Here is a 26895-nt window from a genome sequence, read left to right on the forward strand (position 1 = left end):
AAAAATAATTGGATTAAATATTTATATGGCTAATCTAAAAAAACTACTTCCACTTCCACTAAAGTAATATCCATGTTTGTAATGATTCTTTAACTCACTATATTCTTGTAATGCAGGCTTAAAAAGATCGTTCGCTTCATCTGCGCTCATACTCTCTAAAACTTCTAACGAAGTTTTGTTTTTTAACTCTTGAATTTCAAAACCATCAATAGGTGAGTAGAAGTTTTCTCTATAGCTAATATATACTTTAGGTGTAGAGATCTCTACTTTTGGCGTGTATACTTCAAAGTCTAATATATCTTCTTTAAATTCTTCAACTATCTCACCTATACCGCTAACATTTGCACTGTCATATCCATATATAAAAAATGGTACATCAGCACCCACTTTTAAGCCTATTTGAGCAAGCTCATTTTTACTAAGCCCTAGATGCAGAACTTCGTTACACATTTTTAGATATGTTGCAGCATCACTACTACCACCACCAAGTCCAGCAAAAGCCGGTATAGACTTTTTCACTTCTATGGCATATGAATCCATTAGTTTATCTAAGGATTCAGACTCTACTGCTTCTCTTAAAGCTACGTAGGCTTTATATATAGTATTTTGTTGTGTCTCGCAAGAAAATTCTCCAATAATTTCAAAACCATCTTTAGTTTTTGGAGAAAAGCACAGCTCATCATATAAAGAATCTACCCTCATAAAACGTGAGATTATTTCGTGGTAATTATCTCTTTTACCTGTTATTTTTAAAAAAACATTTACCTTAGCATACGCTCTGTAAATTTTCATATTTGTCTCTATTTTTTAATAATCTTACTAAGTAGGCTCAAGTCATCATGACTATGCTTTTTTGAAGCAGCAATATTTAAATCTTTTACATCTTCTAGTAGTTCATTTCTTATGATAGAAACATCTCTTGGAGCATCTATACCTAATTTAACTACACCCTTGTCTATAGATATAATTTTTATATTTATATTGTCACCAATAATAATTGATTCATCTAATTTTCTAGCTAATACTAACATGTATATATCCTACCTAGTTCATATTTTACAGTTTGATTTTCTATATTTATTATTGAAATATTATCGCCATTATCTAACCAATAATATCCGTCTTCTTGTATCTCTAAATCTTCTAAAGCAAGAACCCTTCCATATTTAAGATTCTCGCTATCACCAAGATAGAAATTTATAGGAATATTAAGAGATTTTTTAATATCTAGAGCTTTTTCCTCATCAAATCTAAACTGTCCTTCACAAAGTCTCTCCAAGGCGCTCAGACTTCCATACTCTAAACCTAGCCTATGAGTTATAATACGGCCAAGTGAACGAATATATGTACCTTCTGACACAGTTGCTTCAAAAGTAACAAAAGGATGGCAATAACTTATAAGTTTTGTCTCATAGATGCTAGAGTTAATTTTATTAAGTGTGAACTCTTTACCAGCTCTTGCTAAATCATAAGCTCTCTGCCCATTTATACGTTTGGCACTAAATATAGGCGGCTCATATTCCAACTCACCTTCTAAAGACTTTACAACTTCTTCTATCTTCTCTAAGCTAAACTCTTCTAGAATCTCTACTTTTTCTATCATCTCAGTGTCAAGAGAATCAGATGCAGCACCAAGCCATAGAGTTGCACGGTAAGTCTTTGGGGTTTTATCTAAAAAACGAAATAATTTTGTATGAGAGCCAAAACCAATAAGTAAAACACCTTTTGCAAAAGGATCAAGTGTTCCTGAAAAACCGGCTTTTTTATCATTATATTTTCTTTTTAATCTTGATAGAAAAAAATTCGAGCTGATCCCTGTAGGTTTATATGCTACAAAGAGTCGATTCATAGGCGCTCAACAAAAGATGCAAGGATATCTCTTTTAGTACCTGCAAAGTTGATGTTTAGCTTGAACTCTCGTCCACTTTTACTAATACCTGTAACTCTGCCTGTTCCAAAGATTTTATGACGTACTAAGTCACCTTTTTTAAAGGCTGTATTTTTTTCTACTTTTAAAGAGCCTTCACAAAGTCCAGCTTCATTAAAAAATCGACTCTTTTGAAGATCACTTCTTCGTCCTTTGTAAAATCTACTTCCGGCATGAGAAAGTGTAAGCGTCTCTTTGGCTCTGGTAAAAGAAACATAACCTAGACGTCTCTCTTCTTCCAAATCACTTCCATCACCTATAAGAGGTAAAAAGCCTTCTTCAAGCCCTATGATAAAGATATGCTCAAACTCCAGACCTTTTGAAGCGTGAATACTCATCATGTAGATGCTCTCACCCTCAACCTGGTCTTGTTCACTTTGAAGAGTCAACTCATTTAAAAACTCATCAAGTCCTGACTCAGGAGATTTTTTTACAAAGTCGCGAAAGAGTCCATAGAACTCATCCATGTTTAAAATTCTTTCTGCTTCATCTTGCATACCTGCATAGATGTTTTTTAAGTGAAAAGTCTCTTCTAAAACATCTATAAAGTTATATGTAGACTCAGTAGCTACCTTTGATACTTTTTCAATATCTTTAATAAATGTCTTTAATGTACTTGCATTCTTCTTTCTAACAAGCGTTTCTAAATCAGCTAAAGATGTTTTCTTTATATACTCATATATAGATGATGATGAAGCATGAGCGGCTAGTTCAATCTTTTCTATACTAGCTTTTCCTAGACCTCTTTTTGGCTTATTTACTACTCTTTTAAATGAGAAGTCGTCATGAAAGTTTGTAATTATACGTATATAACTTATAAGATCTTTAATCTCAGCTCTATCATAAAATCTAAGTCCGCCGACAAGTTTATAAGCAATTCCGGTACGATTTAAACCCTCTTCAATAGAACGACTTAAAACATTAACGCGATAAAGAATAGCAATATCATTGGCTCTAACCCCAGAGTCCAAAAGTTTTTTTATTTTTTGTGCTATTTTTCTTGACTCTTCATTTTCATCATGAGAGTTAATAATACTAACATCTTCACCGGCACCACGAGTAGCAATGAGCTTCTTGCCCAATCGAGAACGGTTGTGTTCAATAAGCGCATTTGCAACTTTTAAAATAGGCTCTTTTGAGCGATAGTTATTTTCTAGCTTAAAAGTGGATGTACCTTTAAAATCCTGATCAAACTCAATGATATTTCTTATGTGTGCTCCACGCCAACCGTAGATGCTCTGATCATCATCACCGACAACACATAAATTGTTATGAGAAGTACATAGTTTTTGTAGAAGTTTTAACTGTAATTCGTTTGTATCTTGATACTCATCAATCATAATATACTGATACTTTTGAGATGTTGTTTCTGCAAGTTTCGGGTTTTCATCTAGAAGTTTATATGTTAAAGCTATAAGGTCATCAAAATCTACTAAATTATTTTCTCTTAAATAAGCTTCATACTCTTCATAAACTTTCGCAATTTGCTGATAGTTAAAAAGCTCTGCTTGTTTATAAGCATCATCTGGAGTTAAAAGTGAGTTTTTATATCTTGATATTTCACTAGCTATTAGTGGTGTTGGAATCTCAGAATTTATTTTTTTGATGATTCTTTTTTTATCATCTGTATCAATTACAACAAAGTTGTTTTGTCTGTTTAAAAGATGAATATTAAACTTTAAAAATAGCAGACCAAACTTATGAAATGTACAAAGAAGTGGCGGATAAGAGATATCTTTAATCATATCTAGCGCCCGTTCACGCATCTCTTTTGCCGCTTTATTTGTAAAAGTTAGCGTTAAAGTGTTGGATGCAGGAATACCAAGAACCTCAACAAGATACGCCAGACGAGAGACTATAGTAGTTGTTTTTCCACTCCCAGCCCCCGCTAAAATCAGAACCGGACCCTCTGATTGTTTTACAGCTTGACTCTGAGATTCATTAAGTTTTTCAAATATTTTTTCCATCTTTTTCCATTACTTGTCACTAATCTATGATTATTTACTCTATTATATCAAAATAGTTATAAATTATTACAAAACTATTGCAATAATTATAATATTGAGTTATAATTTTAAATATTCATTAAACTTATAGGAATTATTATGTTAAAAGATTTTGCCAAATTACAGACTTTTCTAATGGTTATTAAAGAGAAGAGTTTCTCGAAGGCATCTGCGAAATTAGGTATCTCTCAACCAGCAGTTACTCAACAGATAAAATTCATCGAAGATTATCTTGATACAAGAATTGTCGAGAGAAAAAAGAACGGTATCTTACTTACGAAAGAAGGTGAAGATCTTTATAGAATTGCTGTAAAACTTGATAAAGCAATAGCAAGCAGTGAAAAAGAACTTCTTAAAATTATCAACAAAGAATTTACATTTATCATGGGTAGTTCAAATGCTATTGGTAACTACATTCTTCCTAACTACCTTGGTGAGATCAAGCAAAGAATTGGAAATGAAGTTTACATGCATGTTGGTCTATCTTCTGAGATAATTGATCAACTTGAAGAGAAAAAAATAGATGTTGCACTTATTGAATCTCCAATATTTAGAGATGGAATCATCTATAGAGAATGGGTTCAAGATGAACTTGTACTTTTCTCAAACCAACCAATAAAAAAGCAACTAGCCGCTGAAGACTTATTTGAATTTGACTGGATTTGTCGTAACGAGGATTCACACACAAGAAAACTTACTTCTGAAGTATTTGAAGAGATGGGTGTACAGTGTACAAACTTTAATGTACTAGCTGTTCTTGCTTCTCCTACAGCTATTAAAGAAACAATCATGCATGCTGATAAAAATGCTGAAAAGCCTCTAGTTTCAATTATGTCTCGTCACGTTATACAGGCTGAACTAGACTCTGGAAGACTTTTTGAGGCTAGACTTAAAAACTACAAAATTGAAAGAAATTTCTATATTGCGTACCTAAAAGAGAGAAAGCATGATGCATTCGTTGACAATGTAGTCAGCTTCCTACTATCTCTAAATAAAATATAATCTAGTTTTTATCTTTTACAAACCTAGAATTCTCTGGGTTTGAAAGAAAAGATGCCATCGAATCTTTAACACCTTTAGGATTTGATATTTTATTAGATTTTTCTTGTGACTTATGAGTTGCAAGATTTATCATTACAGGTGTTTCATCTACAATTATTTGCATAATACTAACAAGTGGCACACGAACTAAACTACCAAAATTTTCAGCTCCAAAACCAGCTTCAAATATCAAGCAATTGTCTTGTATATGTGCTGTCTCAAATGTGTAACCTGCCAAGAAGAAGAGTGTTAAAGGACGAAATTCAGACACAATTTCCTTTGGTAAAGCTGGTTCGAAAAGAGCATCTTCTATTTTACAAAGAATTCCGAAATTTTGTTCTTTTGAAAAAAAATGAACTATCAATTCCTGCATATGCTTTTGCATTAGTTGAGTAAACTCTTTGTTGTTTATGACGCTATCTAACAAATTATATCCTTTAAATTATATTTCGTAATTATATCAAAATCTATCATAGCATTCATTAGTGCTATTTTTGAATAATTTTTTAAGTCCTCTACTCTTATATCTTTTTCTATAATTTTTCCTTCATCTAGAAGTCTTTGCCTTGTAGTTCCTTCTAAAAGTGGCTTTTTTGGGGTGAACCATAAGCCAGATTTATAAAAGGCGATATTAGTGATACTTGTGTCACTCACCAAAGAATTTTTTACTATTAAGATATCATCACAATTTTCTCTTTTTTCAAATAGTCTATTTAGCTCATCTCTATTGGTAGATTTTTTAGAGTAATAAATATCATCATCAAAGACTAACTTCAAGGTTTTAATCTCTCTTTTATTGTACTCATGATAAGCAACATCGATTTTATTTGTATTATAAGTCAGTCGGCATCTATAGAGACCTGAAATTGGAGGTTTTAAATACTCTTTAAGGTTTTTTAAATCACTACAACCTAATGATCTTAAAACACTCTCATAACGTTTTTGATGGTATAAGAGGTTAAATATTTCTCCATCAAATGCTTTGATGGTCTCTAAATAGATTTCACTCACTAAATAGTTCTGTACTTAAATATCTCTCTCCAGTATCACAAAGAATCGTTAAAAGTGTTTTACCTTTAAACTCTTCTCTAGATGCCACCTGCATAGTTGCATATACATTTGCACCTGCTGATATGCCGACAAGCAGGCCTTCCTCTTTTGCCAACATTTTGGCAGTAGCCATTGCGTCTTCATTACTTACTTGTATGACTTCACTATAGATTGCTGTATCTAATATGCCAGGTATAAATCCTGCCCCAATGCCTTGAATCTTATGAGGTCCCGGTTTTCCACCTGAAAGTACTGCAGAAGCTTCAGGCTCAACTGCAATAACAGTGATTCCAGGTATTTTTTCTTTTAAGACTCTTGAAGTTCCAGTAAGCGTTCCACCAGTTCCTACAGCTGCGACAAAAACATCTAAAATAGCATCTGTATCTCTTAGTATCTCAACAGCAGTAGTCAACATATGAATCTCAGGATTTGATTCATTCTGAAACTGTTGTAGGATTATGCTATCTTCTATTTCCCTTTGCAGCTCCTCAGCTTTAGAGATTGCTCCATTCATACCTTTTGCAGCAGGAGTTAAAACAAGCTCTGCTCCCAGTGCTTTAAGTAAGTTTCTTCTTTCAATACTCATAGACTCAGGCATAGTCAAAATAAGTTTTAGATTTTGTGCGGCACAATTAGCTGCTAATGCTATACCCGTATTTCCACTTGTAGGTTCTATGATAGTTGTAGAGCTTGTTATTTTACCTGCTTCTTGTGCTCTCCTGATCATATTGAAACCTATTCTATCTTTTACAGAACTAGTCGGATTCATAAACTCACACTTACCTAAAATTGTAGCTCCTGTAAGTTTTGATGGCGTATTTAGCTTCACTAATGGCGTATTACCTATTAGCTCTGTTATATTGTTAGCGATGTTCATAAGAATCCTCTATAAATTAATTAAATTGATTTTACACTAAAAAGGTTATTAACACAAACTTCAATCATTTTGTATACCTCTTGGAAACCTTCAAAGCCATCGTAAAAGTATGGATCAGGAACATCTGCACCATCATATCCATAGTCACCAAGCTTTGTAATATTATTTGCACCTAAAGATTTTAGATCACTAAAGTTACTATCATCTAGAGCAATTACAAGATCAAACTCTTGCAAGTCTCTTTTAGTCACCTGCCTTGACCTCTGTGATGATATATCTACGCCGTTATTTCTGGCAACAGTTATAGAATTGTTGCAAGGTGGTTCACCGACATGCCAATCGCCGGTTCCGGCTGAATCAACAACTATCTTCATCTTATTTTCTTCTAAAATCTTTCTTGCATACCCCTCTGCAATAGGAGAACGACATATATTTCCCAAACAAACAAAAATAACTGATTTCATATATTTTCCAAAGCTTAATAATAATAAAATAATTGTATCGTAATTTTATAAAGAGGTAATCATGGCAATATATGTAAGCAATGGTAAAAAACTAGTAGATGTTGAGTATGATGATATTCCAGGTGTAAATGACACTATTGATGGAATGAGAGTCCTGTCTACGTACAAAAGAGCAGAAGATGAGAATGCAATGTTCTTGCTAGAGCCAAATGGAAATGTAAGCTGTTATGTCTTTGATGAAATTTTTATAGTCGGAAAAGTTAGCGGATTTGAAAATCTTGTAGATGCAGTAGAAGCTTGGAACAATAACGAGATATAAGCTAATTATATTAAGCTATTGTAATTACCTCTAACACACCTGACGTAACCCTTACCTTTTCTAGTATTATTGTAGGTTTGACCACTTTTAAAGTCAACATTTAATGCAATTACAATATCTGAGAGGTTTGGTGATGATGACCAGTAGTGACCGGATGCAACATTTTTAAATCCATATCTTATAGCTGGATTATATTTGCTTTCATCTATTATAGATTTTAGTTCTCTGAGCCTTGGTAAATACCAGTCATCATACCCAGCAAAAACAAGACTTCGACAATACTGTTTTGCATCTTTGCGATTTTTTCTTATAGTTTTAGCATCAATATTATCTTGCCACATCAAACCTGTATTCTTATCTATTACCAACTCTTTTGAATCATCTCTAACTAAAGCTATTTTTGGCTTAGACTCTGTGACTTTTTTATCTTTGTTGGATGATTTACCTAAACCTATTTCATAAGAGAAAAGTGTAGTAGTTATTAGTGTAATTTGTAGCAATATTCTTATCATTTTCGTGGTCTTTTTATATTTAAGTTGTGCAAAGTTTAACTCATGTATTATATCAAATAATATGACACAAGGGCATGATAGATGTTTGATGGACTTTATTTTGAATACCCAGGTCTGGCTTTAGTTTTTTTCTTTTTTATATTTTGTACAATCATTTGTAAAATAAAACTACCTTCTATATACTTTGCACATATAGCACAGTTTATGCAAGTATCAACTGGTTCTTCTAAACTACTTCTCTTTTTAAAATGGCTTAGTATCTCAATGCTTATCATAGCACTTATGTCACCGGTAAAAGATGAACCTTATGAGATAGAACCAAAAAAAGGCTATGAAATTGCTTTGATACTTGATGCTTCAGAGTCTATGAAAGCAAAAGGTTTTGATGAAAAAAACAGAGATTTAACTCGTTTTGATGTTGTAAAGGAAATAGTGTCCAACTTTATCTCAAGTAGAAAAAATGACAATATGGGTATTGTGGTTTTTGGAGCATACTCATTTATAGCATCTCCACTAACTTATGATTCTAATATTTTAAAAGGTGTAGTATCAAATCTTTATATTGGGATGGCTGGAAAGTTTACAGCCCTTTTTGAGTCACTTGCTCAGGGTGTCAATTTACTCAAAACATCTAAATCAAAAACAAAAATTGCTATTTTACTCACCGATGGATACAACACACCTGATAGTGAATTCCCTTTTGATGCAGCTATAGATTTTGCAAATAAACAGGGTGTAAAAGTCTATCCTATTGGCATAGGAAAATCTGATGAGTATAATCAAAAGATGCTAGAAAAAATTGCTGAACAAACTGGTGGTGTAGCTTTTGGGGCCTCAAATGCAAGTGAACTTGCTATTGTTTATGCAAAAATAAATGAGTTGGAAAAATCAGAGATAGACAATGAAACATTTAGTTTTTTAAGATATTTCTATATTTTTCCATTACTTGTTTCATTTTTCTCTTTGATTCTTTATATGTTTTTTAGAAATAAAAGAGGATATAACTAATGACTTTTTTGCATCCTGAATTTCTTTACTACCTGTTACCTCCACTAGCAGCTGTTTATCTATTTGTATTAATTAAAAAAGAGTCACATGAGCACTACTTTTCAAAAGAGATTATGGATAAGCTTAAAGTCAATTCTAATCCACTCTCACTTAAGACAAGAAATAGCCTCCTATTTTTAGCTGGTATATTGATTGTTATAGCATCTGCAGAACCTGTACTTAAAGATGGAACTGTACGAGTCAAGGCGATTGGTGGTGATATTCTAATCGCATTAGATATTTCTGACTCTATGTTGTGCGAAGATATATATCCAAATAGACTTGAATTAGCTAAGAAAAAAGCTCTTGAACTGATTAACAAGGCTACAAAGGATAGAGTAGGAGTAATAGCCTTTGCAAAAAACAGCTATCTTGTTTCTCCAATTAGTTTTGATACAAAGACAGTTTCTTTTTTACTCTCAAAGCTAGATACATCTAGTATAACTCAAAAAGGCACAAATATCTTAACTATGTTGGGTACTGTAGAAAAGACCAATACTAGTACAGATAAAAAATATTTACTGATTTTAAGCGATGGTGGCGATGAGACAGATTTTTCCGCTGAAATAGATTTTGCTAAAGAAAAAGGCATTATAGTTTTTGTTCTTGGGATTGGAACAGAAGTCGGCGCATCTATTAAAAATAAAGACGGTTCACTAATAAAGTACAATGATAAGGTCGTAATATCAAAACTTAATGAATCAATCTCTGAACTTGCAATTAAGACAGGGGGTGTCTATATTCAAAATACTACATCATCAAAAGATATTGAAGCTATGTTTATTGAAATAATAAACAACTCTGAACATAAAGAGCTAAAAAGCCAAGAAATACAGAGACATGTTCCCCTATTTTACTATCCAATAATTATAGCGATACTAATTTTACTCATTGCATTTAATTCTATCGGTAAAAAAATCACACGTGATGTACCAGCATCTGTATTTATATTATTCTATATGATCTTAGGCAGCTCACCATCTGTTGCAGATATGTTAGATTTTAGAAAGCTCTCTGATGCAAAGAGATTTTACGAAGCAAAAGAGTACAACACTTCCGCAAAAATCTATGCAGAGTATGCAAAAAAAACTGGTAATGGAGAAGCTTATTATAATGCTGGAAACTCCTATTATAAAGAAAAAGAATATTTAAAAGCTTTAAGTGCTTATTCATTCTCAAGACTTGAAGATAAAGATTCAAGAGCTAAAAAGTTATCAAATATGGGTAATACTCTTGTCCATTTAGGTACAGTAAACACTCTTGAGCGCGCAATAAAACATTATGAAGCATCTCTAAAACTAAAAGAAGACCAATTTACAAGAGAAAACTTAGAGGCTGTTAAAAAGGCTTTAGAGGATAATAAAAAGAAAGAAGAGAAAGAAGACGGACAAAAAGATAAAGACAAAAAGTATTCAGAGCAAAAGACCGATGAAAGCGGTGAAGACTCAGATGAAGCAGACGATAAAAACAATAAAAACAAGAACAAAGATCAGAATAATAAAAATGGCTCAAAAGGTAAAAAATCAGATAATAAAGTAAATCCTGATGATGATAAGAAAAATTCTGATGATGGTAAGCCTGATGAAAATGAAGGAAATAATAATGATGGCTCAAATAATAACAATAATAATAATGAAGATAGCCAAGAAAAAATAAAAGAGTTAAAAGATAAGAATAAAAAAGAAGTAAAAAATCAAGGCAACAATGGTAAGCCCGATTTAAAGCTTCAACAAATGAGTGACCTAGAAGAGGCAAAATGGGTCAAGAAATTAAACTCAAAACAAAATACTTATCTTTATAGATTAAACAAACAAATTGAAGATGATGAGAAAAATGAAAAACCTTGGTAAGAAAAAGATAATATTTAAATGGTGCGATCGGAGGGATTTGAACCCTCACACCGTTAGGCACGAGCCCCTCAAGCCCGCGTGTCTACCGTTCCACCACGATCGCATTAAAAAGAAGTAAAAAAAAAGCCTAACTCAAAAGAGCTAGGCTTTGAGGGTATACTTTTGGTTGATTAACCTAAGTACGGGTTAGCGTAAAGTGCGATAAGAGCAATTACTAGTGCATAAATAACTTGTGCTTCGATCATTGCAAGAGCGATGAACATTGTAGTCATTAGTTTAGCACCTAAACCTGGGTTACGTGCAGTACCAGCGATTGTTGCAGCAGCAGTATGACCCATACCTATAGCTCCACCAAGAGCAGCAAGACCAAGACCAAGACCAGCAGCGATCATTGAGTAAGCTTTAAGAGTTTGGTTAGCAACTTCACCATCAGATGCGAATGCAGCAGTAGCAAGAGCTAGCATTAAAAATAGAACTTTTTTCATAAGTTTCTCCATATAATTATTACAAATTCTTTCGGATAGCGTAACCTCATCGTGAAATGAAGCAACCTAAACATAAATGCCCAGATTTCCCTACTAGAAATTGATGGGCGGATTATACTAAAAAAGTAATAAATTGGAGTTTAAATTTCAGTCAGTTTCTCGCGTTAACGAGAATGACTTAAATAAAGAAGTTTTATGCACGCCCTAGAGAGATTTTGTTGCCTTTGAACTCTAAAATCTCAACCATTATTTTGTCGCCTTCACTCACAACATCAGAAACTTTTTCTACTCTTTGATCTGATATTTTAGAGATGTGTATAAGACCATCAGTACCATCTGGAAGACCAATAAATGCCCCAAAATCAACTATTTTCTTCACAACACCTTCATATTTGTCACCAACTTGATACTTAATTTTTTCAATTTTAGGTGAATTTGCAATACCTTCAATATGCTCGCGCGCGCCTAGAACAGCACTTTTGTTTTTACCGGTTACTTTAACTTTGCCATCTTTTTTATCTATATCAATTGCAACTTCAAACTTCTCAATAATCTCGCGAATTACTTTACCGGCTTGACCTATAACCTCACCGATTACACTTGGGTCTATATGAAAAAAATCTGTACTTGGTAGAACACCATCATTAAATTCAATCTTTTGCTCAGCATCTATCATAATATCTATAATGTGACTTCTTCCATCTTTTGCTTGGTAAAGTGCTTCTTTTAAAATATCTAGAGAGATTCCACCTAGTTTGATGTCCATCTGCATTGCAGTGATTCCATCTTTTGAACCTGTTACTTTAAAGTCCATATCGCCATCGTGATCTTCTAAGCCCATAATATCTGATAGAATAGCATATTTGTCACCATCTGAAACCATACCCATAGCAATTCCCGCAACAGTATCACTTGTATCAATGTCAGCAGCTCTAAGAGCCATATAACCACCACAAACGGTAGCCATAGAAGATGAGCCATTTGACTCTAGAATCTCAGATACTAAACGAACAGTCTGCCCATCTAAATCTACAATAGGTTCTAATGCTCTTTTAGCAAGATTACCGTGTCCCAACTCTCTTCTTTTTGTACCCATTATCGGAGATGCTTCACCAACGCTAAATCCAGGGAAGTTATAATGAACCATAAAGTTTTCATTTTGAGTTCCAGCATCAGTAAGACTTTCAAACATCTGTGCGTCTTTAGGCCCACCCATAGTTAGAACAACCAAAGCTTGAGTTTCTCCACGAGTAAACAGACAAGATGAATGCGCTTTTGGAAGTACATTTGTACTAATAGAAATAGGTCTAACTTCTGTTAAAGCTCTGCCATCTGCACGAACTCTTTCGTTTAATATCTGAGATCTAACCTGCTCTTTTTTTACGCTCTCTATTGCATCTTTTAAAGATACTTCTTGCTCAACATCTGACCATTCAGTTTTTGTTTTTATAATATTTTTTCTAAGTTGTCTAAGAGCAGTTGAACGCTCTGATTTTGCCATTTGATTCATTGCTGCTGCAATGTCTGACATGTGATTATCTCTAATATAAGTCTGCATCTCTGTATTGATTACATGTGCTTTGCATTCTATTGCAACCGTCTCTTTTTTATAATCTCCAAACGCTTCTTCATACTTAGTATTACTGGCAAATAGCGCATTTTGAGTCTTTTCAAAAATCTTAATCAATTCATCTTCAGCAATAGCATTTGACTTATGAACTAAGATGCTAGGCATACTTAGTGCCGGATCAATCATAGGATCTATAATATAGTTTTCTTCAATCTGTGTTTCGTTTGAACCAAATGAACGCATCTCAATCATAAGAAGGTCATCTTTTGTTCCTGAGAGATATAAATCTAAAGTAGCTTCTTTAAGCTGAGAAAGAGTTGGATTTAAAACTAGCTCTCCATCAACTTTTGCAGCTCTTACAGCAGAAACAGAAGTATTAATATCTATGTCAGAAGTATATAGAGCAGCTGAAGCAGCATTAAGTGCTAAAACTTGTAAGTCTGCATCTGAACCTGCACTAAAAACCATGATAGTTATTTGAGTTGGATGTCCAAAACCTTTAGGAAATAGCGGGCGAAGAGAGCGATCAACGATGCGTGACGTTAAAGTTTCAAAATCACTAGGTTTTGTCTCACGTTTGAAAAAACCACCTGGAATTTTACCAGCTGCATATGTTTTTTCTATATACTGTACTGTAAGAGGTAAAAAATCATCTTTTACTATCTCTGTCTCATCTATTACAACTGTTGCTAGTATTACACTATCACCTGATTTCAACCATGCAGAACCATTCGCTTGTCTTGCCACATCTCCAAATGAGTAATCTTCTACTCTATTTTCCAACTCTATATTAACATCATATGTCATTCTTATCTCCTAAATATTTTTCTAATTTTTCTTCTTCAATTTTTTCTAGTTCTTCATAATAAAGCTCAGTTTCAACATAATCATCTATATCATAAAGAAAAAATATATCATCTGCAAAAGGCTCTAATAGATCTAATGTATCACTCGGTAAAACTGCCACTGCTATATAAACCGCTTTTGGTCCCATTGCTAAAATAGTTTTTAGGGCAGTCATAAATTTCATCCCAGTTTCGCTTCCCTCATCTACTAAAAGTACCACTTGATCTTTTATAGATGTAAAAGGTCTTCCTTTTCTATACTGATATACATAACTTAAAATTTGCTCTTCATGCTTTCTGCGAGCTTCACCATAAATATAATCATATTGAATTCCAAAAGAATTTACCAACTGCTCATTAATAACTATCTCTTCTCTCTCACTTACCCTTGCTATTTCACACTCATCATTATTAGGTGCCATTATAGCTTCTGAAAATAGAAAGTCCAAAGTATTTGGAAGCTTTTTTCTTATCATATATGCTAGTTCAAGTCCACCTTTTGATACGGCTACAATTTTCCAAGACTCATCTTTAAGTCTTTGCATTGGTATTACGTCTCTTAATTTAGTTGCTGCATCTTCTCTATTTTTAAGTATGTGTTTGTACTTTTTTATCACATTAAAGTCCTTGCGTGGTCTCAGGTAATTTATATTCAAAAAGTGGTCCACTGTCTGAACTCATCATCGGTTTTAGGACTACTGTAAAATATATATACCTGTCATAAATAGATGTTGAACCAGTATCAGTCAAGACTGGTCTATTGTTTTCTAGATATTTAAGACCAAAATTCCAACATCTTTTTTGATACAAAAAACCTATTTCTGCACCTTTTTTCAGACTGCTCTCTACATCATAATTATATTTTACATTATATGAATAATGTTTGTTATAAGTATAACTAGCACTTGATGTGATATAGCTTGTATATGGTGTATAGGCTGTAGTTTTTTCTAAAAAAGTATCTTTATAAAGGTGTGAAAAAGAGACATTAAATCCATTGCCACTGAAAGTTAGTTGATTATAAAGTTTTGAGAGTTTATTCTGATCATAGTTATAAAACATGTTATTATAAAGTCTTATACCTTTTGATATTTGATAATCAAGTTCATTCTCAAGCTCGCCAAGGCTGTTTTGAGTATTTTGATATGAAATATTTTGAGCTAATCTATTATACAGTATTTGAGAACCAGCAGAATCATAAAGATATTGAGTAAAGTCCAGCTTTAATTCTTCTTCTACAGCTGTTATATTATAAAACTCACACTGGGGTGTACTTTTATTGTTAGCATCTGAACAAAAGGTTTCATAATCTGAGTAAAAACCAGTTTTTGTCTCAGCTCCTCCGATAGTATATGTAGACCCGAAGCCTACAACGTGCGTAAAGTCATCATAAGCACGACTCACTTGTGAAGAAGCAGATAAAACATGATAGTTTCTAGCAAAGTACCCATTTTCATAATCACCACTTTTAATTGTTTCTGTTCCGCTAAACTTTGAATGTTGAGCGTAAAGATAAGCTTTATATGAAACATTTAAATATTCATCAAAAATACTTGTCTGAAGTGTAATCGGAATATTTACATTTGTTTGTGTGACATGCTTGCCAACTTCTCTATAGATGTTATTGCTCTGCATATCGAGATTATAAATTAAATGGTCACCAAAAAGTGTATTCAAGTAACGGTGGTACTGAAATGTTGGAAGTTTTTGAAGTGTGGCTTCATTACTTAGCTTAGTTAAATCTTGGTAATATTTAAAATATGCACCAAAATAGTTACTATCAGTATTGTAAAAAAGATTTACTCTCGATAAAACCTGCTTTGAAGTTGCATTTTGAGTAGTATCGTTTGTTGATAGATTTATATAATCAACATCGTTCATACTATTTATATCCATGTAAAGGCCTGATTGACCTTTAAAATTTGTTCCAAGCCACTGATTAATCACATCACTATTATCATATAAAAAGTTATGTCCATAGTGCGTATCATTAGCTAGACTTTGAGAGTTGAAGTAACTGTCTTGTTCTTTAAAATATCCTGTTGTGAACTGTCCTTTAGATATTTTAGAATCAACAAACCTAAATGTAGTATATCCGCCATAACCACGATTTGTTCTCACTTGAGGTTTAAGCTCTAAGTCCCACCAGTTTTGTTCTGCAATGTAGATAGGTTGTTCAAAGTATACACCTTCTACAGCTGATGTACCAAATGCCGGGGTTAAAAGACCTGTTCTTCTTGTGGTATCTAAGGAGTATCCAAAGTAAGGAGTATAAAATACAGGTATATCATAGATGAATATTCTTGCATTATATATATTTAGCCATTTATCATCAGAGTTATATGTTGATGATGAAAAGTGTATTTTCCATAAAGGATCATTCGGGTTACATCCACTCATCATTCCAGACTGAATATCAAAGTCTTTGTTTAAAGCACATCCTTCATCTGCGCTTATCCAAACCTTTGATTCCTTTTCTAGCATAAAAAATGGTTTAAAAACACGCTCTTTTTTAGCAATATTTAGTTTTGCATAATCACCTAAGAGTTTATAATTTTGCCCTTGATTTGCACGAATATTTCCAAAAAGCTCTAACTCTCCAGTATTCTTGTCGTAAGTGGCATTTTGTGCACTCAGGAAGTAGTCTTTATAGACAACAGTAACTTCTCCTGAAGCTTTTACTATGCTGTCTTTTGAATCCATAGAAGTTGCGTATATTTCAACTTTATCTGCTGCATACAGCACTGATGTAAGGATTGCAAAAAGAGTAAGGAGTTTAAACATCTACTACTATAGTTCTTGCTGTTTTATCATGCCATGTCTGTCTCTCAGGGTTAAGCAAACCCCATAAGAAGCCTAAATACAGTATAAGTTCTGAGATAACACGAAATATAGCTCTATTTAAAGAGACTATAACGCTAGGAGTCTGAATAGTCCGAAGCTCAATTACTCTTATTCTCATAACAATTTTACCAATTGAAGCACCATACTGCATCACAAAAAAAGCTTGATAAATAATCTTCATAAGCATATACTCTAAAACAAATGTGTTAGTTATATTTATCATTTGCTCCATTGTCACGGCTTGAGCAAATGAGTCCCATAGTGCAATAACTAGCAAAAATGAAAGCAGCATCTCATCTATAAAAAAAGCCATCGCCCGTTTTTTATTACTTGCTAAAATTATTCCTTCACGATGAAGAATATTTTCTATCTCTTCGTTCAACTGATTTGTTCCTAAAGAGCTTGATAAGCTATATCTGTTCTTATCTTTTTGCCCACATAGTGAACTTGGCCACATCTTAAATAAGCTCTATCTCTTGCTTGCTTAATCGTATCACCTAAACCAACGCACACTAAAACTCTGCCACCATCTGCATATAGAACACCATCTTCTCTGCTTACACCTGCGTAAGATATATGAGTATATTTTTCAATCTCTTCATGATGAACTTCATCAACAATTATCTCCGCAGGAGTTGAACTGCCATAAGGATAGTTTCCACTAGCCATTACCACACCAACTGCATATTGCTTAGAGAATTCTACTTTTATCTCTGCAAGTCTATTTGTAGCAGCCTTGTAAAACATATCGCTAACACTTGAAGTCATAAGAGGCATAAGAATCTCACACTCAGGATCTCCAAAACGAACATTAAACTCTAGTGTAATTGGCTCACCATTTACAACCATTACTCCAATAAAGAGAACTCCTTCAAAAGGTGCTCCCTCTTTTTGCATGCCATCAAGTGTAGGACGGATAACTCTATCTCTAACTTTTTGGTATAACTCTTCATCAACTAATGGTGTTGGAGCATAAGCACCCATTCCACCAGTATTTGGTCCCTTATCATTATCTAAAAGTCTTTTGTGATCTTGTGCTGCTGGAAGAAGTATGTAGTCTTTTCCATCACAAACAGCAAACATTGATAGCTCATAACCATCAAGGAATTCTTCAACAATCACTTTCAGTCCGGCATCTCCAAAACTTTTTCCACTTAGCATCTCAGAGATTGCAATTTTTGCTTCATCATGACTTTGTGCAATAATCACACCTTTGCCACCACACAGTCCATCAGCTTTAACAACGATTGGAGCAGTTAAAGTCTCTGTAAATTTAAAAGCATCTTCTATGGAATCCGTTTCTATGTAACGGGCAGTCGGGATGTTGTACTTTGCAAGAAAGTTTTTCATATAAACTTTTGAACCTTCAAGCTGTGCAGCCTCTTTACTTGGTCCAAAAATTGTTAAATCTTTTGCTTTAAAAATATCCACCACACCATCAACCAGCGGAGCTTCTGGACCTACTATTGTTAACTCAATGCTATTTTCTTTTGCGAAATCTGCTAATTTATCATAATCTTTAATATCTAAATTTGTACCTAAATTGTTTGTAGCGCCATTACCTGGCATAAAAAAAAGTTCGTGTTCCTGTTCTTCGTTTAAAATTGCTCTAGCTATAGAGTATTCTCTACCGCCTGAACCTAAAATTAATATTTTCATTGATTGTTTTCCTAATGGATAAGTTATTAAAGCATGGCTTTGCTATGCGTGGGCTTTGTGCCGAACAAAACTTAGCGTTAGCGTAGGATAAGGGGCTTTGCTCCTTTTCCGTAAAAATAGTAAAAGCCCAAGTAGCCGTTTCGCAATTGGCTCGGTTCTAAAAGCCGAATTTGGGTGAAGAGAGTGTTCTCTAACGGCAGCATCATCTCGATAGAGTTAACATATCTCAAACGATGACACCGACACACAAGAACTCTACTTGTTCACTGTTTGAAAATGTAGAACCCTCATATATACGATATATCGAACTACCCAGACTATGAATATATTATACTAAAAAATTACTTTATTTTATTTAATGAATTAGTCTTTTTTAGGAGTTATTTTAAAAGAATTGATTTTTTATTATGCTTGAAGCGAAAAAGCCATTTCCATGCAGCTTTCTATTGATGTTTTTTCAGAGATTTTACACTCTATTCCATCAGGAAGAGATGCCGCAGTTGTCCTACCAATAACAACAACTTTAGCATCTAAACCTATAGTGTGAGTTTTTAAAAAACACTCTATTGATGATGGGGAGGTAAATATCAATATTGAATTTTCTTTAACATCTACTTCCATACCCTCATTTGAGCATTCACTTACATATAAAATCTCTTCGTCAATATCATAACCATCATTTTGGCATCTCTCAACAAAGTCAGATGCTATAAACTCTGCTCTTAAATAAAGCCATTTTTTGTCTTTAGACTTCTCTTTTATGTTTTTAACTAAATTATCGCCATAACCATCGCCGATTTCTAAAATCTTACCACCGAAGTTCTCATAAGAAGCGGCAGTTTTTACAGATACACAAAGAGCCTGTATATTTATAAATTCTTCTTTTTTATATTGTTCAAGTGCTTTTACAGTTTGTTTGGAAGTTATTATCAGGTAGTCATACTTAGTGAAATCAATCTGGGGTTTTAAAAATCTAACCTCCAAAGATCTAGAACTAATAGCATCTGGATGCTTTGAAGTTGCGAATAGGTAGATTTGTCTTTTCATGAGAAGAGAGATTTAAATCTCTACTCCCATTCTATTGTTGCAGGTGGTTTACTTGAAATATCGTAAACAACACGGTTTATACCATCAACTTCATTGATAATTCTTCTGCTTATTCTCTCTAAAAGATCATGTGGAAGATGAGCAAATGTTGCTGTCATTCCATCAACTGCTTCAACAACTCTAACACAAACAGTATTGTCATAAGTGCGGTTATCACCCATTACTCCAACAGATTTTACATTTAGTAAAACTACAAATGCCTGCCAAGTTTTTGCATAGTAACCACTAGCTTTTAACTCATCAAGTAAGATAACATCTGCTTCACGAAGTATTGTCAAATCAGGAACATTAACATCACCCATTATTCTAATTGCAAGACCTGGTCCAGGGAATGGATGACGGTTAATCATACCAGCTGGAAGACCAAGTTCTAAACCTATTTTGCGAACCTCATCTTTAAACAGTTCTCGCAATGGCTCGATTAGTTCAAAATCCATCCAATCAGGAAGACCACCAACATTGTGGTGAGATTTAATAACTTCTGATGGACCATTTACAGAGATAGACTCTATAACATCAGGATAAAGTGTACCCTGAGCTAGGAATTTTATACCATCATGCTTTTTAGCTTCTTTTTCAAACTCTTCTATAAAAGTGTGTCCGATAATTTTACGTTTCGTCTCAGGGTCTGAGATACCTGCAAGTTTTCCTAAAAAGTTATCAGCAGCATCTACAGTTATAAGGGGAGTTTTTAGATTAATTTTAAAAACCTCTTCAACTTGTTCACGCTCACCTTTACGTAAAAGACCGTTATCAACAAATACTGGAATTAGCTGGTCACCGATTGCTTCATAAAGCAGTGCTGCAACTACAGAACTGTCAACTCCACCGCTTAGCCCACAAAGAACTTTTCCAGTTCCTACTCTTTGGCGAATAGATTTAATCTGCTCTTTTAAGAAGTGCTCCATCTTCCATTTTTCAGTAACTCCACAAATATTCTTTGCAAAGTTACGAAGCATTAAGTAACCCTCTTCAGAGTGTTGAACTTCTGGGTGATACTGCATTGCATATACGCGTTTTTCTTCATTTGCAATAGCTGCATAAGGAGAGTTTGCAGAAGTGGCGATAGGAGTAAAACCCTCCGGAAGAACATCAACTTTATCAGAGTGACTCATCCAAACTACATTGCCATCATCACAATCAGTAAAAAGTGGAGAACAATTTTCACCAGTAGATTCTATTGTAAGTTCTGCTTTTCCATACTCGTGGTGATCTGAACGAATAACACTTCCACCAAAATCAACTGCAATTCTTTGCATACCATAGCAGATTCCAAGAATAGGAATTCCCATTTTATAAACACCCTGGTCAACTACATAAGCGTCTTTATTATATACAGAAGAAGGTCCACCACTCAGGATAACTCCTTTCGGGTTTTTAGCTTTAATTTCTTCTACTGACGTGTGGTAAGGAAGAATTTCACAATAAATTTTGTCTTCACGAAGACGACGAGCTATAAGTTGAGTGTACTGAGAACCGAAATCTAAAACTATGATGCTAACATTTGTCATTTGAGGGGCCTTTTAATAAATATGATAAGTAAGTTTGGAAGGATACAATAAATAAGATTAATGTTTGATTTAGTAGTTTAAAGTAGATAAAATATTATCCTCAAGTTTCTACTTGAGGATAAGTTAAGATATTTCTTAGTGACCCGTTACTGCTTTAGCAACAGGTTTAATATAAAGCCCTAAAACTTCATACTGTGTGTACCAAATAGCAACTGATACAAAGTAACCGGCAACTATCGTCCAAGAGTATTTCATATGTGCACCAAAAGTATAAACACCTTTTAGTTTACCCATAACCCCAACACCTGCAGCAGAACCGAAACTTATCATACTACCACCAACACCAGCAGTAAGCGTAACTAGCATCCATTGAGCTAATGGAATATCTGGAGAAGCTTTTAAAACTGCAGACATAACTGGTACATTATCAACAATTGCTGATAAGAAACCTACACCGATATTTACATAAGTTGGATCAAACATAGTATACAGATGAGCTGCATGAGCTAAGAAACCTGCAAAGTGAAGTGCACCAACAGCTGCTAAGATACCGAAGAAAAATAGCAGTGTGTCATTTTCAACTTTTGCAACAGATTTATAAATCTGAATATCATGGTCATGATATTTTTTAAGTGTATATGCATAAAGTTGTAAAAGTGAAAGACCAAATAACATTCCCCACATTGGAGGCAGATGCATAAGTTGTTTTCCTAAAACTGCTGAAGCAATAGTTAGTACACCAAGAAAAATTATCACTTTTCCACCCTTGTGGATATGAACTGGCTCTGCACCTTCAATCTTCGTAGGTGTTCCATCTGGGACAAAACGAGAAAGTAAGAATGCTGTAACACCCCAACCAAGAATAGAAGATGGAAAAAGAAATAAGAAATCAATAAACGTTCCCTTACCTGCAGACCATGCCATTAGTGTTGTAATATCACCAAATGGAGACCAAGCACCACCGGCATTTGCTGCCACAACTATATTAATCGCAGCAGGAACTAAAAAAGCTTTGTTCTTTCTTTCTATTGTAATAAGTACAGTAGAAAGAATAAGAGCAGTCGTTAGATTATCTGCAACAGGGGAGATAAAAAATGCTAAAAAACCAGTTACCCAGAAAAGCTTTTTATAGTCATATCCAGAACTTAGTAGCTTTTCTTTTAAAGCATCAAAAACATTTCTCTCAATTAGTGCTTCAATAAATGTCATTGCAACAAATAAGAAGAAGAAAATCTCTGCTATTTCCAATATTAGGTGCGCTATCTCAACATCAAATGATGAAAAATCCAACCCATTTACTGCATAGTAACCACCAAGCAACATAAACATAAAAGTACCTGTAAATAAAGCTGGTTTTGCCTTATTAATATGATATTTTTCCTCCGCTGCAATAAAGTAATATCCCACTATGAATATTACTAATAATAACCAACCAAATGGTTCAACGGCTAAATCAATTGCTTGAGCGCCACCTTCTACTCTTGTCATTTTTTCTCCTCTAACATTGTATGTACACCAATAGATTTATCTCTAGCTAATGCTGAGAGAACTATCTCTTTTGCTGTAAGTAATCTGAATTTCAGCAGTTTACCAATTTTTTCTTTTAAAAGAGCATTAATCTGTTCTAATGCTTCGTTTAAACCCTCTTTTGTTCTCACAATGGAGACATTTTCCCACATAATACGACGAAGCTGATTTTTTTTCTCTTTATCTTCTTTAAGACTCATCACTTCATCACTAACAGCAAACTCACACATTTCTTTAGTTTTTGTATTGCTTAAAATATCTTGAACAGCCTCTTTTGCAAAAACAAGACCTTCTAATAATGAGTTGGACGCTAATCTATTTGCTCCATGAACCCTTACAGATGCTACTTCACCGACTGCATAAAGTCCCCCGACATTAGGAACTCTTCCTTTTAAATCAGTCTTAATACCACCTATAGCGTAATGGAATGCAGGGGAGATAGGTACTCTTTGCTCCGGCACATTAAAACCTATATCTCGTAGATTTTTATATATATTTGGAAATCTCTGCATAAAATAATGGTAATCAAAATTTTTAAGATTTAGGTAGGTTTTCAATCCTGTTTTTTTAGTGTAGTCGTATATAGACTTACTAACAATATCTCTAGACGCAAGCTCTCCACGCGGATCATAATCTAACAAAAATCTTTTTCCATTTTCATCTTCTATGGTTGCGCCTTCACCTCTTAAAGCTTCAGTTAAAAGAAGTTTTTGTGCATACTCACTTTTTACGTATACAGTTGGATGAAACTGCATCATCTCCATATTCTCTAGCTCTATGCCTTTTAAGACACTAAGGCCCTGTATATCTGCACTAATGCATGGTGCATTTGTGTGATATTCAAAAAGTGAACCAACACCACCACTTGCAATAATCACGTTTTGCGCATAGATATTTCTACTCTCTCTATGGTCAAGTACCGTAACACCATAACACTCACCGTCTTTAATAAGCAAATCTACTACTCTGGCATCACTGAGCAATGGATGCTCATTTTGACTAAGTAGAAAGTAGTGCATATGTCTACCGGTTGCGTCTCCTCCTGCATGAAGGATTCTGCTTGTAGAGTGAGCGGCTTCTTTTGTATATAGCAACTCACCATTTTCATCACGATCAAATTCAAATCCACTATCTATCAAGTCATCAATAACTCCTCTTGAGTTATGACTTAAAACTTTTACAGCTTCTTCATCACACAGACCTGCTCCGGCATCCAGTGTATCTTTAATATGAAAGGGAATATCATCAGCATCTTTTGATAGCGCTATACCGCCCTGGGCATAAAAACTATTACATTTAAAAGTTTCTCTTTTATTTATAATAAGTACTTTTTTATCTTTTGGCAGATGCGAAGCTGCATATAAACCAGCTACTCCAGCTCCAATAATTATTACATCATACTGCATTATTTACTTGGCTCTTTAATAATAAACTTAACATTTTCATCCCCTGAAGGAGCTTCATCTTGATAATACGGAGCTTTTTTATATCCACATCCATTCAGACTTAATGCAAACATTGCTATAATAAGCAGATGAAAAACAGTGCTCAAATTCTTAATTCTATTCAACATAGACCTCAATTCTCTAAACTTTCGAAATACAGGTGTATTAAAAAAATACAATCTATATTTTCACCGGCACTTCAGAAGATGATTAAGTTTGCCTATTTTAAAAATGACATACTATTTTTTGTACTTAACCACCCTGGTGCCAAACAAGAGTTCGATAATAATATACAAAGTATTAAAAGTGCTTTAAAGTTTGTCTCTCCGGAGGAATGTAATGAGGTCACTGTAACCGATATAAAAGCATTTGTAACAAATAAGCCAATAAAGAAGATAGCTTTGTTTCAAACTAACTCTAAAGAAACTTATACAGAGAGAGCAACTGGGGATATAGAAGTTAATATTAAAGATGAAAAATTAAATGCACTTGTTAAATCAATTCAAGACATTATAAAAGCAAACAATGACTCTTAAACAAACCATACAACAACTCCCAGACTCTGCCGGTATCTACCAGTATTTTGATAAAAATGGTCATTTACTCTACATCGGAAAAGCTAAAAACCTGCAAAAAAGAGTAAAAAGCTACTTTAACTTTACACCGGAGCTAAAAGCAAACTCAAATCTTTCACTTAGAATAACTAAGATGATTAAGCAGACTGTCTCAATGAGCTACATAGTGGTTAACTCAGAACACGATGCTCTTATACTTGAAAACTCACTTATAAAGCAGTTAAACCCTAAGTACAACATCCTCCTGCGTGATGATAAAACATACCCGTATATCTATATAGACAACTCTCAAAAATATCCAAGATTTGATATAACAAGAAAAATCATAAAAGCTGCAGATATTAAGTACTTTGGTCCATACTCGGTTGGAGCTAGAGATATTTTAGATTCTGTTTATGAGCTGTGTAAACTTGTTCAAAAAAAAGGGTGTTTAAAGTCAAAAAAGCTATGTTTATATCATCAGATAGATAAATGCTTAGGACCATGTGAGCTTCCCATCTCAGATGCAAGATATAAACAAGAGTTAGATTTGGCATTTGAATTGATTCAAAATAAAAAACAACTAATTAAACTACTAGAAGAAAAAATGTTTTTTTATGCCCAAAATATGAGGTTTGAAGAAGCAGGTGAAATCAGAGACAGAATCCAACGAATTACTCGCTCAGAGATTAAGAGTGAAATCGATTTTGCCACCAAAGAAAACTACGATATTTTTGTTATACAAAATTCTGAGTCAAGAGCAGTGATAGTAAGAATATTTATGAGAGACGGGAAAATAATCTCATCAACTCACGACTATATACAACTTAATGAAGGTTATGATGAAGATGAGCTATATCAAAGAGTTCTTTTGGATTTTTATTCAAAAGAAAAACCACCTATTATAGCACCTATATTAGTAGCATCTGAGTTTGAAAATTTGCAAGTAATAGAGCAGCATCTAAGCACTGTTTTTGAGAAAAAAGCCAGCATAAAAATTCCAAAACAAGGAAACAAAAAACAGTTAATTGATTTAGCAATTTTAAATGCCAAAGAGCTTCTCAAAAAAGATAAAAACTCCATAGACACTAAACTTCTAGATGATTTAAAAGAACTTTTATTACTAGAGCGTCTTCCAAAAAGAGTAGAAGTTTTTGACAATTCACATATGGCAGGAGTCGCGACTGTTGGGGCGATGATAGTCTATGAGGATGGGAAATTTGATAAGAAAAGCTACAGAACCTATCATTTAGAAGCAAAGGATGAATATGCCCAGATGCGGGAAACTCTCACAAGAAGAGTTGAAAGTTTTTCTAAAAATTCTCCTCCAGATTTATGGATAATTGATGGAGGAGCAACACTTTTAAAACTGGCATCTGAAATTGTAGACTCTTGTGGTGTCTTTATAGATATTATAGCAATTTCAAAAGAAAAAATAGATGCCAAGGCTCATAGAGCTAAAGGAAAAGCTGATGATATTATTCATACAAAAGATAATATTTTTAAACTTAAACACTCAGATAAAAGACTCCAATGGACTCAAAATTTAAGAGATGAAGCACACAGAAGTGCTATAAACTTTCATAAAAAAACAAAACTTAAACTTGATAATGAGAGCAAACTTCTCACACTAAAAGGGATATCTGGAGCAAAGGTGAAGAAACTACTCAATCATTTTGGAACATTCGAAGCCCTAAAAACCTTAACCATAGAAGAAATAGGTTCTATTTTAAATACAAAAGATGCAAATGTAATTAAAAATATTTACTTCTAAGTATAGTTTTGCATCTATTATGATATATTTATACCCATAATATTTTGTAGAGTATAAGGTTTATTTATGGACAAAGTAGTACCAATGGATGAAGAGTATATCTTTGAAGGCAGTATGATAATAAGTCAAACTGATCTCAAGGGTAATATAACTTTTGCAAATAGAAAATTTTGTGAAGTTTCAGGCTATAAAGTTGATGAGCTTATAGGAAGTAACCATAACATCATCAGACATCCAGATATGCCAAAAGCTGCATTTGCTAAAATGTGGAGCACCATACAAGGTGGTCAGGCTTGGAATGGATTGGTAAAAAATCTTCGAAAAGATGGCTTATACTACTGGGTTGATTCAGAAATAATACCTGTGCGTAACGATAATGAAGAGATAATAGGTTATATCGCTGCTAGAAAAGTCGCTTCAAGAAAAGATATTGAAGAAAATAAAGAGCTTTACAGAAAAATGCTTGAAACTGAAAATTAAG

General features: G+C 33.7%; 27 protein-coding genes and 1 tRNA gene. 7 read left to right on the forward strand and 21 right to left on the reverse strand.

The features are described 5' to 3' along the window. Nucleotides 1-21: 21 nt before the first annotated feature. Genes SMGD1_RS03895 through SMGD1_RS03910 form a run of 4 tightly spaced genes read right to left on the reverse strand, consistent with a single transcriptional unit; the run spans nucleotide 22 to nucleotide 3894 of the window. Nucleotides 22-792, reverse strand: coding sequence for a 4-(cytidine 5'-diphospho)-2-C-methyl-D-erythritol kinase (locus tag SMGD1_RS03895; RefSeq protein ID WP_008338873.1), 771 nt, complete (start codon nucleotides 790-792; stop codon nucleotides 22-24). A gap of 8 nt (nucleotides 793-800) precedes the next feature. Further along, a complete protein-coding gene (gene csrA, locus SMGD1_RS03900) occupies nucleotides 801-1031 on the reverse strand; it encodes a carbon storage regulator CsrA (protein ID WP_008338798.1) in 231 nt (76 codons plus the stop codon). Next, nucleotides 1025-1849, reverse strand: coding sequence for a pseudouridine synthase family protein (locus SMGD1_RS03905; RefSeq protein ID WP_008338874.1), 825 nt, complete (start codon nucleotides 1847-1849; stop codon nucleotides 1025-1027). Before SMGD1_RS03905 ends, csrA begins: the two co-directional genes overlap by 7 nt. Continuing rightward, nucleotides 1846-3894, reverse strand: coding sequence for an ATP-dependent helicase (locus SMGD1_RS03910; protein ID WP_008339025.1), 2049 nt, complete (start codon nucleotides 3892-3894; stop codon nucleotides 1846-1848). Before SMGD1_RS03910 ends, SMGD1_RS03905 begins: the two co-directional genes overlap by 4 nt. A 138-nt stretch (nucleotides 3895-4032) precedes the next feature. Between SMGD1_RS03910 and SMGD1_RS03915 the strand changes: the two genes are divergently transcribed. Further along, nucleotides 4033-4935, forward strand: a complete 903-nt coding sequence (locus tag SMGD1_RS03915) for a LysR family transcriptional regulator (RefSeq protein ID WP_008338960.1) — start codon at nucleotides 4033-4035, stop codon at nucleotides 4933-4935. Nucleotide 4936: 1 nt separating this feature from the next. On the opposite strand, the gene SMGD1_RS03920 is transcribed toward SMGD1_RS03915, so the two are convergent. The 4 genes from SMGD1_RS03920 to SMGD1_RS03935 are packed head-to-tail and all read right to left on the reverse strand — an operon-like array spanning nucleotide 4937 to nucleotide 7365. Next, nucleotides 4937-5401, reverse strand: coding sequence for a hypothetical protein (locus SMGD1_RS03920; protein WP_008340692.1), 465 nt, complete (start codon nucleotides 5399-5401; stop codon nucleotides 4937-4939). Beyond that, nucleotides 5395-5985, reverse strand: a complete 591-nt coding sequence (locus SMGD1_RS03925; protein WP_008338799.1) for an aminotransferase class IV family protein — start codon at nucleotides 5983-5985, stop codon at nucleotides 5395-5397. Before SMGD1_RS03925 ends, SMGD1_RS03920 begins: the two co-directional genes overlap by 7 nt. Then, nucleotides 5978-6901 (reverse strand): cysteine synthase A, encoded by a 924-nt coding sequence (gene cysK, locus SMGD1_RS03930; protein ID WP_008339088.1) that lies wholly within the window; start codon nucleotides 6899-6901, stop codon nucleotides 5978-5980. The genes SMGD1_RS03925 and cysK overlap by 8 nt, the downstream gene beginning before the upstream one ends. Before the next feature lie 20 nt (nucleotides 6902-6921). Beyond that, on the reverse strand, nucleotides 6922-7365 hold the full coding sequence (locus SMGD1_RS03935; protein WP_008338764.1) for a low molecular weight protein-tyrosine-phosphatase: 444 nt from the start codon (nucleotides 7363-7365) through the stop codon (nucleotides 6922-6924). 61 nt (nucleotides 7366-7426) lie between these two features. On the opposite strand from SMGD1_RS03935, the gene SMGD1_RS03940 reads away from it, so the two are divergent. After that, nucleotides 7427-7684, forward strand: coding sequence for a hypothetical protein (locus SMGD1_RS03940; protein ID WP_008339027.1), 258 nt, complete (start codon nucleotides 7427-7429; stop codon nucleotides 7682-7684). A 5-nt stretch (nucleotides 7685-7689) separates the two neighbouring features. On the opposite strand, the gene SMGD1_RS03945 is transcribed toward SMGD1_RS03940, so the two are convergent. Then, nucleotides 7690-8196: an Lcl C-terminal domain-containing protein gene (locus SMGD1_RS03945; protein ID WP_008338717.1), complete on the reverse strand. Its 507-nt coding sequence runs from the start codon at nucleotides 8194-8196 to the stop codon at nucleotides 7690-7692. Between the two features lie 81 nt (nucleotides 8197-8277). On the opposite strand from SMGD1_RS03945, the gene SMGD1_RS03950 reads away from it, so the two are divergent. Beyond that, entirely contained in the window at nucleotides 8278-9204 is a 927-nt protein-coding gene (locus SMGD1_RS03950; protein WP_008338759.1) for a vWA domain-containing protein, read from the forward strand. Then, the gene (locus tag SMGD1_RS03955; RefSeq protein ID WP_008339114.1) at nucleotides 9204-11093 is read left to right on the forward strand and encodes a vWA domain-containing protein; all 1890 of its coding nucleotides are present in this window, start codon (nucleotides 9204-9206) and stop codon (nucleotides 11091-11093) included. The genes SMGD1_RS03950 and SMGD1_RS03955 overlap by 1 nt, the downstream gene beginning before the upstream one ends. Nucleotides 11094-11112: 19 nt before the next feature. Here the strand turns inward: SMGD1_RS03955 and SMGD1_RS03960 are convergent. The 12 genes from SMGD1_RS03960 to SMGD1_RS14710 all read right to left on the reverse strand — a co-directional run bounded on the left by SMGD1_RS03960 (nucleotide 11113) and on the right by SMGD1_RS14710 (nucleotide 24193). Next, nucleotides 11113-11196, reverse strand: a tRNA-Leu gene (locus SMGD1_RS03960). Nucleotides 11197-11263: 67 nt separating this feature from the next. Beyond that, nucleotides 11264-11578, reverse strand: a complete 315-nt coding sequence (locus SMGD1_RS03965) for a F0F1 ATP synthase subunit C (RefSeq protein WP_008339179.1) — start codon at nucleotides 11576-11578, stop codon at nucleotides 11264-11266. Nucleotides 11579-11771: 193 nt separating this feature from the next. Beyond that, on the reverse strand, nucleotides 11772-13955 hold the full coding sequence (locus SMGD1_RS03970) for a polyribonucleotide nucleotidyltransferase (protein WP_008338942.1): 2184 nt from the start codon (nucleotides 13953-13955) through the stop codon (nucleotides 11772-11774). After that, nucleotides 13945-14610, reverse strand: coding sequence for a phosphoribosyltransferase (locus SMGD1_RS03975; RefSeq protein ID WP_008338925.1), 666 nt, complete (start codon nucleotides 14608-14610; stop codon nucleotides 13945-13947). Before SMGD1_RS03975 ends, SMGD1_RS03970 begins: the two co-directional genes overlap by 11 nt. 1 nt (nucleotide 14611) lies before the next feature. Continuing rightward, a complete protein-coding gene (locus SMGD1_RS03980) occupies nucleotides 14612-16777 on the reverse strand; it encodes an LPS-assembly protein LptD (RefSeq protein ID WP_008338858.1) in 2166 nt (721 codons plus the stop codon). Beyond that, a complete protein-coding gene (locus tag SMGD1_RS03985; protein ID WP_008338824.1) occupies nucleotides 16770-17219 on the reverse strand; it encodes an RDD family protein in 450 nt (149 codons plus the stop codon). The genes SMGD1_RS03980 and SMGD1_RS03985 overlap by 8 nt, the downstream gene beginning before the upstream one ends. Nucleotides 17220-17230: 11 nt before the next feature. Then, on the reverse strand, nucleotides 17231-18496 hold the full coding sequence (purD, locus tag SMGD1_RS03990) for a phosphoribosylamine--glycine ligase (RefSeq protein ID WP_008338860.1): 1266 nt from the start codon (nucleotides 18494-18496) through the stop codon (nucleotides 17231-17233). Nucleotides 18497-18901: 405 nt separating this feature from the next. Then, nucleotides 18902-19543: a uroporphyrinogen-III synthase gene (locus SMGD1_RS03995; protein WP_008339044.1), complete on the reverse strand. Its 642-nt coding sequence runs from the start codon at nucleotides 19541-19543 to the stop codon at nucleotides 18902-18904. Nucleotides 19544-19563: 20 nt separating this feature from the next. Further along, nucleotides 19564-21114: a glutamine-hydrolyzing GMP synthase gene (gene guaA / locus SMGD1_RS04000; RefSeq protein WP_008338706.1), complete on the reverse strand. Its 1551-nt coding sequence runs from the start codon at nucleotides 21112-21114 to the stop codon at nucleotides 19564-19566. Nucleotides 21115-21249: 135 nt separating this feature from the next. Continuing rightward, on the reverse strand, nucleotides 21250-22602 hold the full coding sequence (gene nhaD / locus SMGD1_RS04005; RefSeq protein ID WP_008339052.1) for a sodium:proton antiporter NhaD: 1353 nt from the start codon (nucleotides 22600-22602) through the stop codon (nucleotides 21250-21252). Next, nucleotides 22599-24047 (reverse strand): L-aspartate oxidase, encoded by a 1449-nt coding sequence (nadB, locus tag SMGD1_RS04010; RefSeq protein WP_008338768.1) that lies wholly within the window; start codon nucleotides 24045-24047, stop codon nucleotides 22599-22601. Before nadB ends, nhaD begins: the two co-directional genes overlap by 4 nt. Next, the gene (locus SMGD1_RS14710; protein ID WP_154645653.1) at nucleotides 24047-24193 is read right to left on the reverse strand and encodes a hypothetical protein; all 147 of its coding nucleotides are present in this window, start codon (nucleotides 24191-24193) and stop codon (nucleotides 24047-24049) included. The genes nadB and SMGD1_RS14710 overlap by 1 nt, the downstream gene beginning before the upstream one ends. Between SMGD1_RS14710 and SMGD1_RS04015 the strand changes: the two genes are divergently transcribed. The 3 genes from SMGD1_RS04015 (at nucleotide 24176) to SMGD1_RS04025 (ending at nucleotide 26894) form a co-directional block, all read left to right on the forward strand. After that, a complete protein-coding gene (locus SMGD1_RS04015; protein WP_008338701.1) occupies nucleotides 24176-24622 on the forward strand; it encodes a hypothetical protein in 447 nt (148 codons plus the stop codon). The two genes, SMGD1_RS14710 and SMGD1_RS04015, sit on opposite strands and share 18 nt — an antisense overlap. Further along, the gene (uvrC, locus tag SMGD1_RS04020; protein WP_008338773.1) at nucleotides 24612-26414 is read left to right on the forward strand and encodes an excinuclease ABC subunit UvrC; all 1803 of its coding nucleotides are present in this window, start codon (nucleotides 24612-24614) and stop codon (nucleotides 26412-26414) included. Before SMGD1_RS04015 ends, uvrC begins: the two co-directional genes overlap by 11 nt. A 66-nt stretch (nucleotides 26415-26480) precedes the next feature. Next, nucleotides 26481-26894 (forward strand): PAS domain-containing protein, encoded by a 414-nt coding sequence (locus tag SMGD1_RS04025; RefSeq protein WP_008338993.1) that lies wholly within the window; start codon nucleotides 26481-26483, stop codon nucleotides 26892-26894. Nucleotide 26895: the final 1 nt, after the last annotated feature.

This window comes from Sulfurimonas gotlandica GD1 (assembly GCF_000242915.1).
In the GTDB taxonomy this organism is placed as follows: Bacteria; Campylobacterota; Campylobacteria; order Campylobacterales; family Sulfurimonadaceae; genus Sulfurimonas; species Sulfurimonas gotlandica.

Coding starts and splice junctions, on each gene's coding strand:
- SMGD1_RS03895 (WP_008338873.1), bottom strand. CDS start 792: ATGAAAATTTACAGAGCGTATGCTAAGGTAAATGTTTTTTTAAAAATA.
- csrA (WP_008338798.1), bottom strand. CDS start 1,031: ATGTTAGTATTAGCTAGAAAATTAGATGAATCAATTATTATTGGTGAC.
- SMGD1_RS03905 (WP_008338874.1), bottom strand. CDS start 1,849: ATGAATCGACTCTTTGTAGCATATAAACCTACAGGGATCAGCTCGAAT.
- SMGD1_RS03910 (WP_008339025.1), bottom strand. CDS start 3,894: ATGGAAAAAATATTTGAAAAACTTAATGAATCTCAGAGTCAAGCTGTA.
- SMGD1_RS03915 (WP_008338960.1), top strand. CDS start 4,033: ATGTTAAAAGATTTTGCCAAATTACAGACTTTTCTAATGGTTATTAAA.
- cysK (WP_008339088.1), bottom strand. CDS start 6,901: ATGAACATCGCTAACAATATAACAGAGCTAATAGGTAATACGCCATTA.
- SMGD1_RS03935 (WP_008338764.1), bottom strand. CDS start 7,365: ATGAAATCAGTTATTTTTGTTTGTTTGGGAAATATATGTCGTTCTCCT.
- SMGD1_RS03940 (WP_008339027.1), top strand. CDS start 7,427: ATGGCAATATATGTAAGCAATGGTAAAAAACTAGTAGATGTTGAGTAT.
- SMGD1_RS03945 (WP_008338717.1), bottom strand. CDS start 8,196: ATGATAAGAATATTGCTACAAATTACACTAATAACTACTACACTTTTC.
- SMGD1_RS03950 (WP_008338759.1), top strand. CDS start 8,278: ATGTTTGATGGACTTTATTTTGAATACCCAGGTCTGGCTTTAGTTTTT.
- SMGD1_RS03955 (WP_008339114.1), top strand. CDS start 9,204: ATGACTTTTTTGCATCCTGAATTTCTTTACTACCTGTTACCTCCACTA.
- SMGD1_RS03965 (WP_008339179.1), bottom strand. CDS start 11,578: ATGAAAAAAGTTCTATTTTTAATGCTAGCTCTTGCTACTGCTGCATTC.
- SMGD1_RS03970 (WP_008338942.1), bottom strand. CDS start 13,955: ATGACATATGATGTTAATATAGAGTTGGAAAATAGAGTAGAAGATTAC.
- SMGD1_RS03980 (WP_008338858.1), bottom strand. CDS start 16,777: ATGTTTAAACTCCTTACTCTTTTTGCAATCCTTACATCAGTGCTGTAT.
- purD (WP_008338860.1), bottom strand. CDS start 18,496: ATGAAAATATTAATTTTAGGTTCAGGCGGTAGAGAATACTCTATAGCT.
- SMGD1_RS03995 (WP_008339044.1), bottom strand. CDS start 19,543: ATGAAAAGACAAATCTACCTATTCGCAACTTCAAAGCATCCAGATGCT.
- guaA (WP_008338706.1), bottom strand. CDS start 21,114: ATGACAAATGTTAGCATCATAGTTTTAGATTTCGGTTCTCAGTACACT.
- nhaD (WP_008339052.1), bottom strand. CDS start 22,602: ATGACAAGAGTAGAAGGTGGCGCTCAAGCAATTGATTTAGCCGTTGAA.
- nadB (WP_008338768.1), bottom strand. CDS start 24,047: ATGCAGTATGATGTAATAATTATTGGAGCTGGAGTAGCTGGTTTATAT.
- SMGD1_RS04015 (WP_008338701.1), top strand. CDS start 24,176: ATGAAAAACAGTGCTCAAATTCTTAATTCTATTCAACATAGACCTCAA.
- uvrC (WP_008338773.1), top strand. CDS start 24,612: ATGACTCTTAAACAAACCATACAACAACTCCCAGACTCTGCCGGTATC.
- SMGD1_RS04025 (WP_008338993.1), top strand. CDS start 26,481: ATGGACAAAGTAGTACCAATGGATGAAGAGTATATCTTTGAAGGCAGT.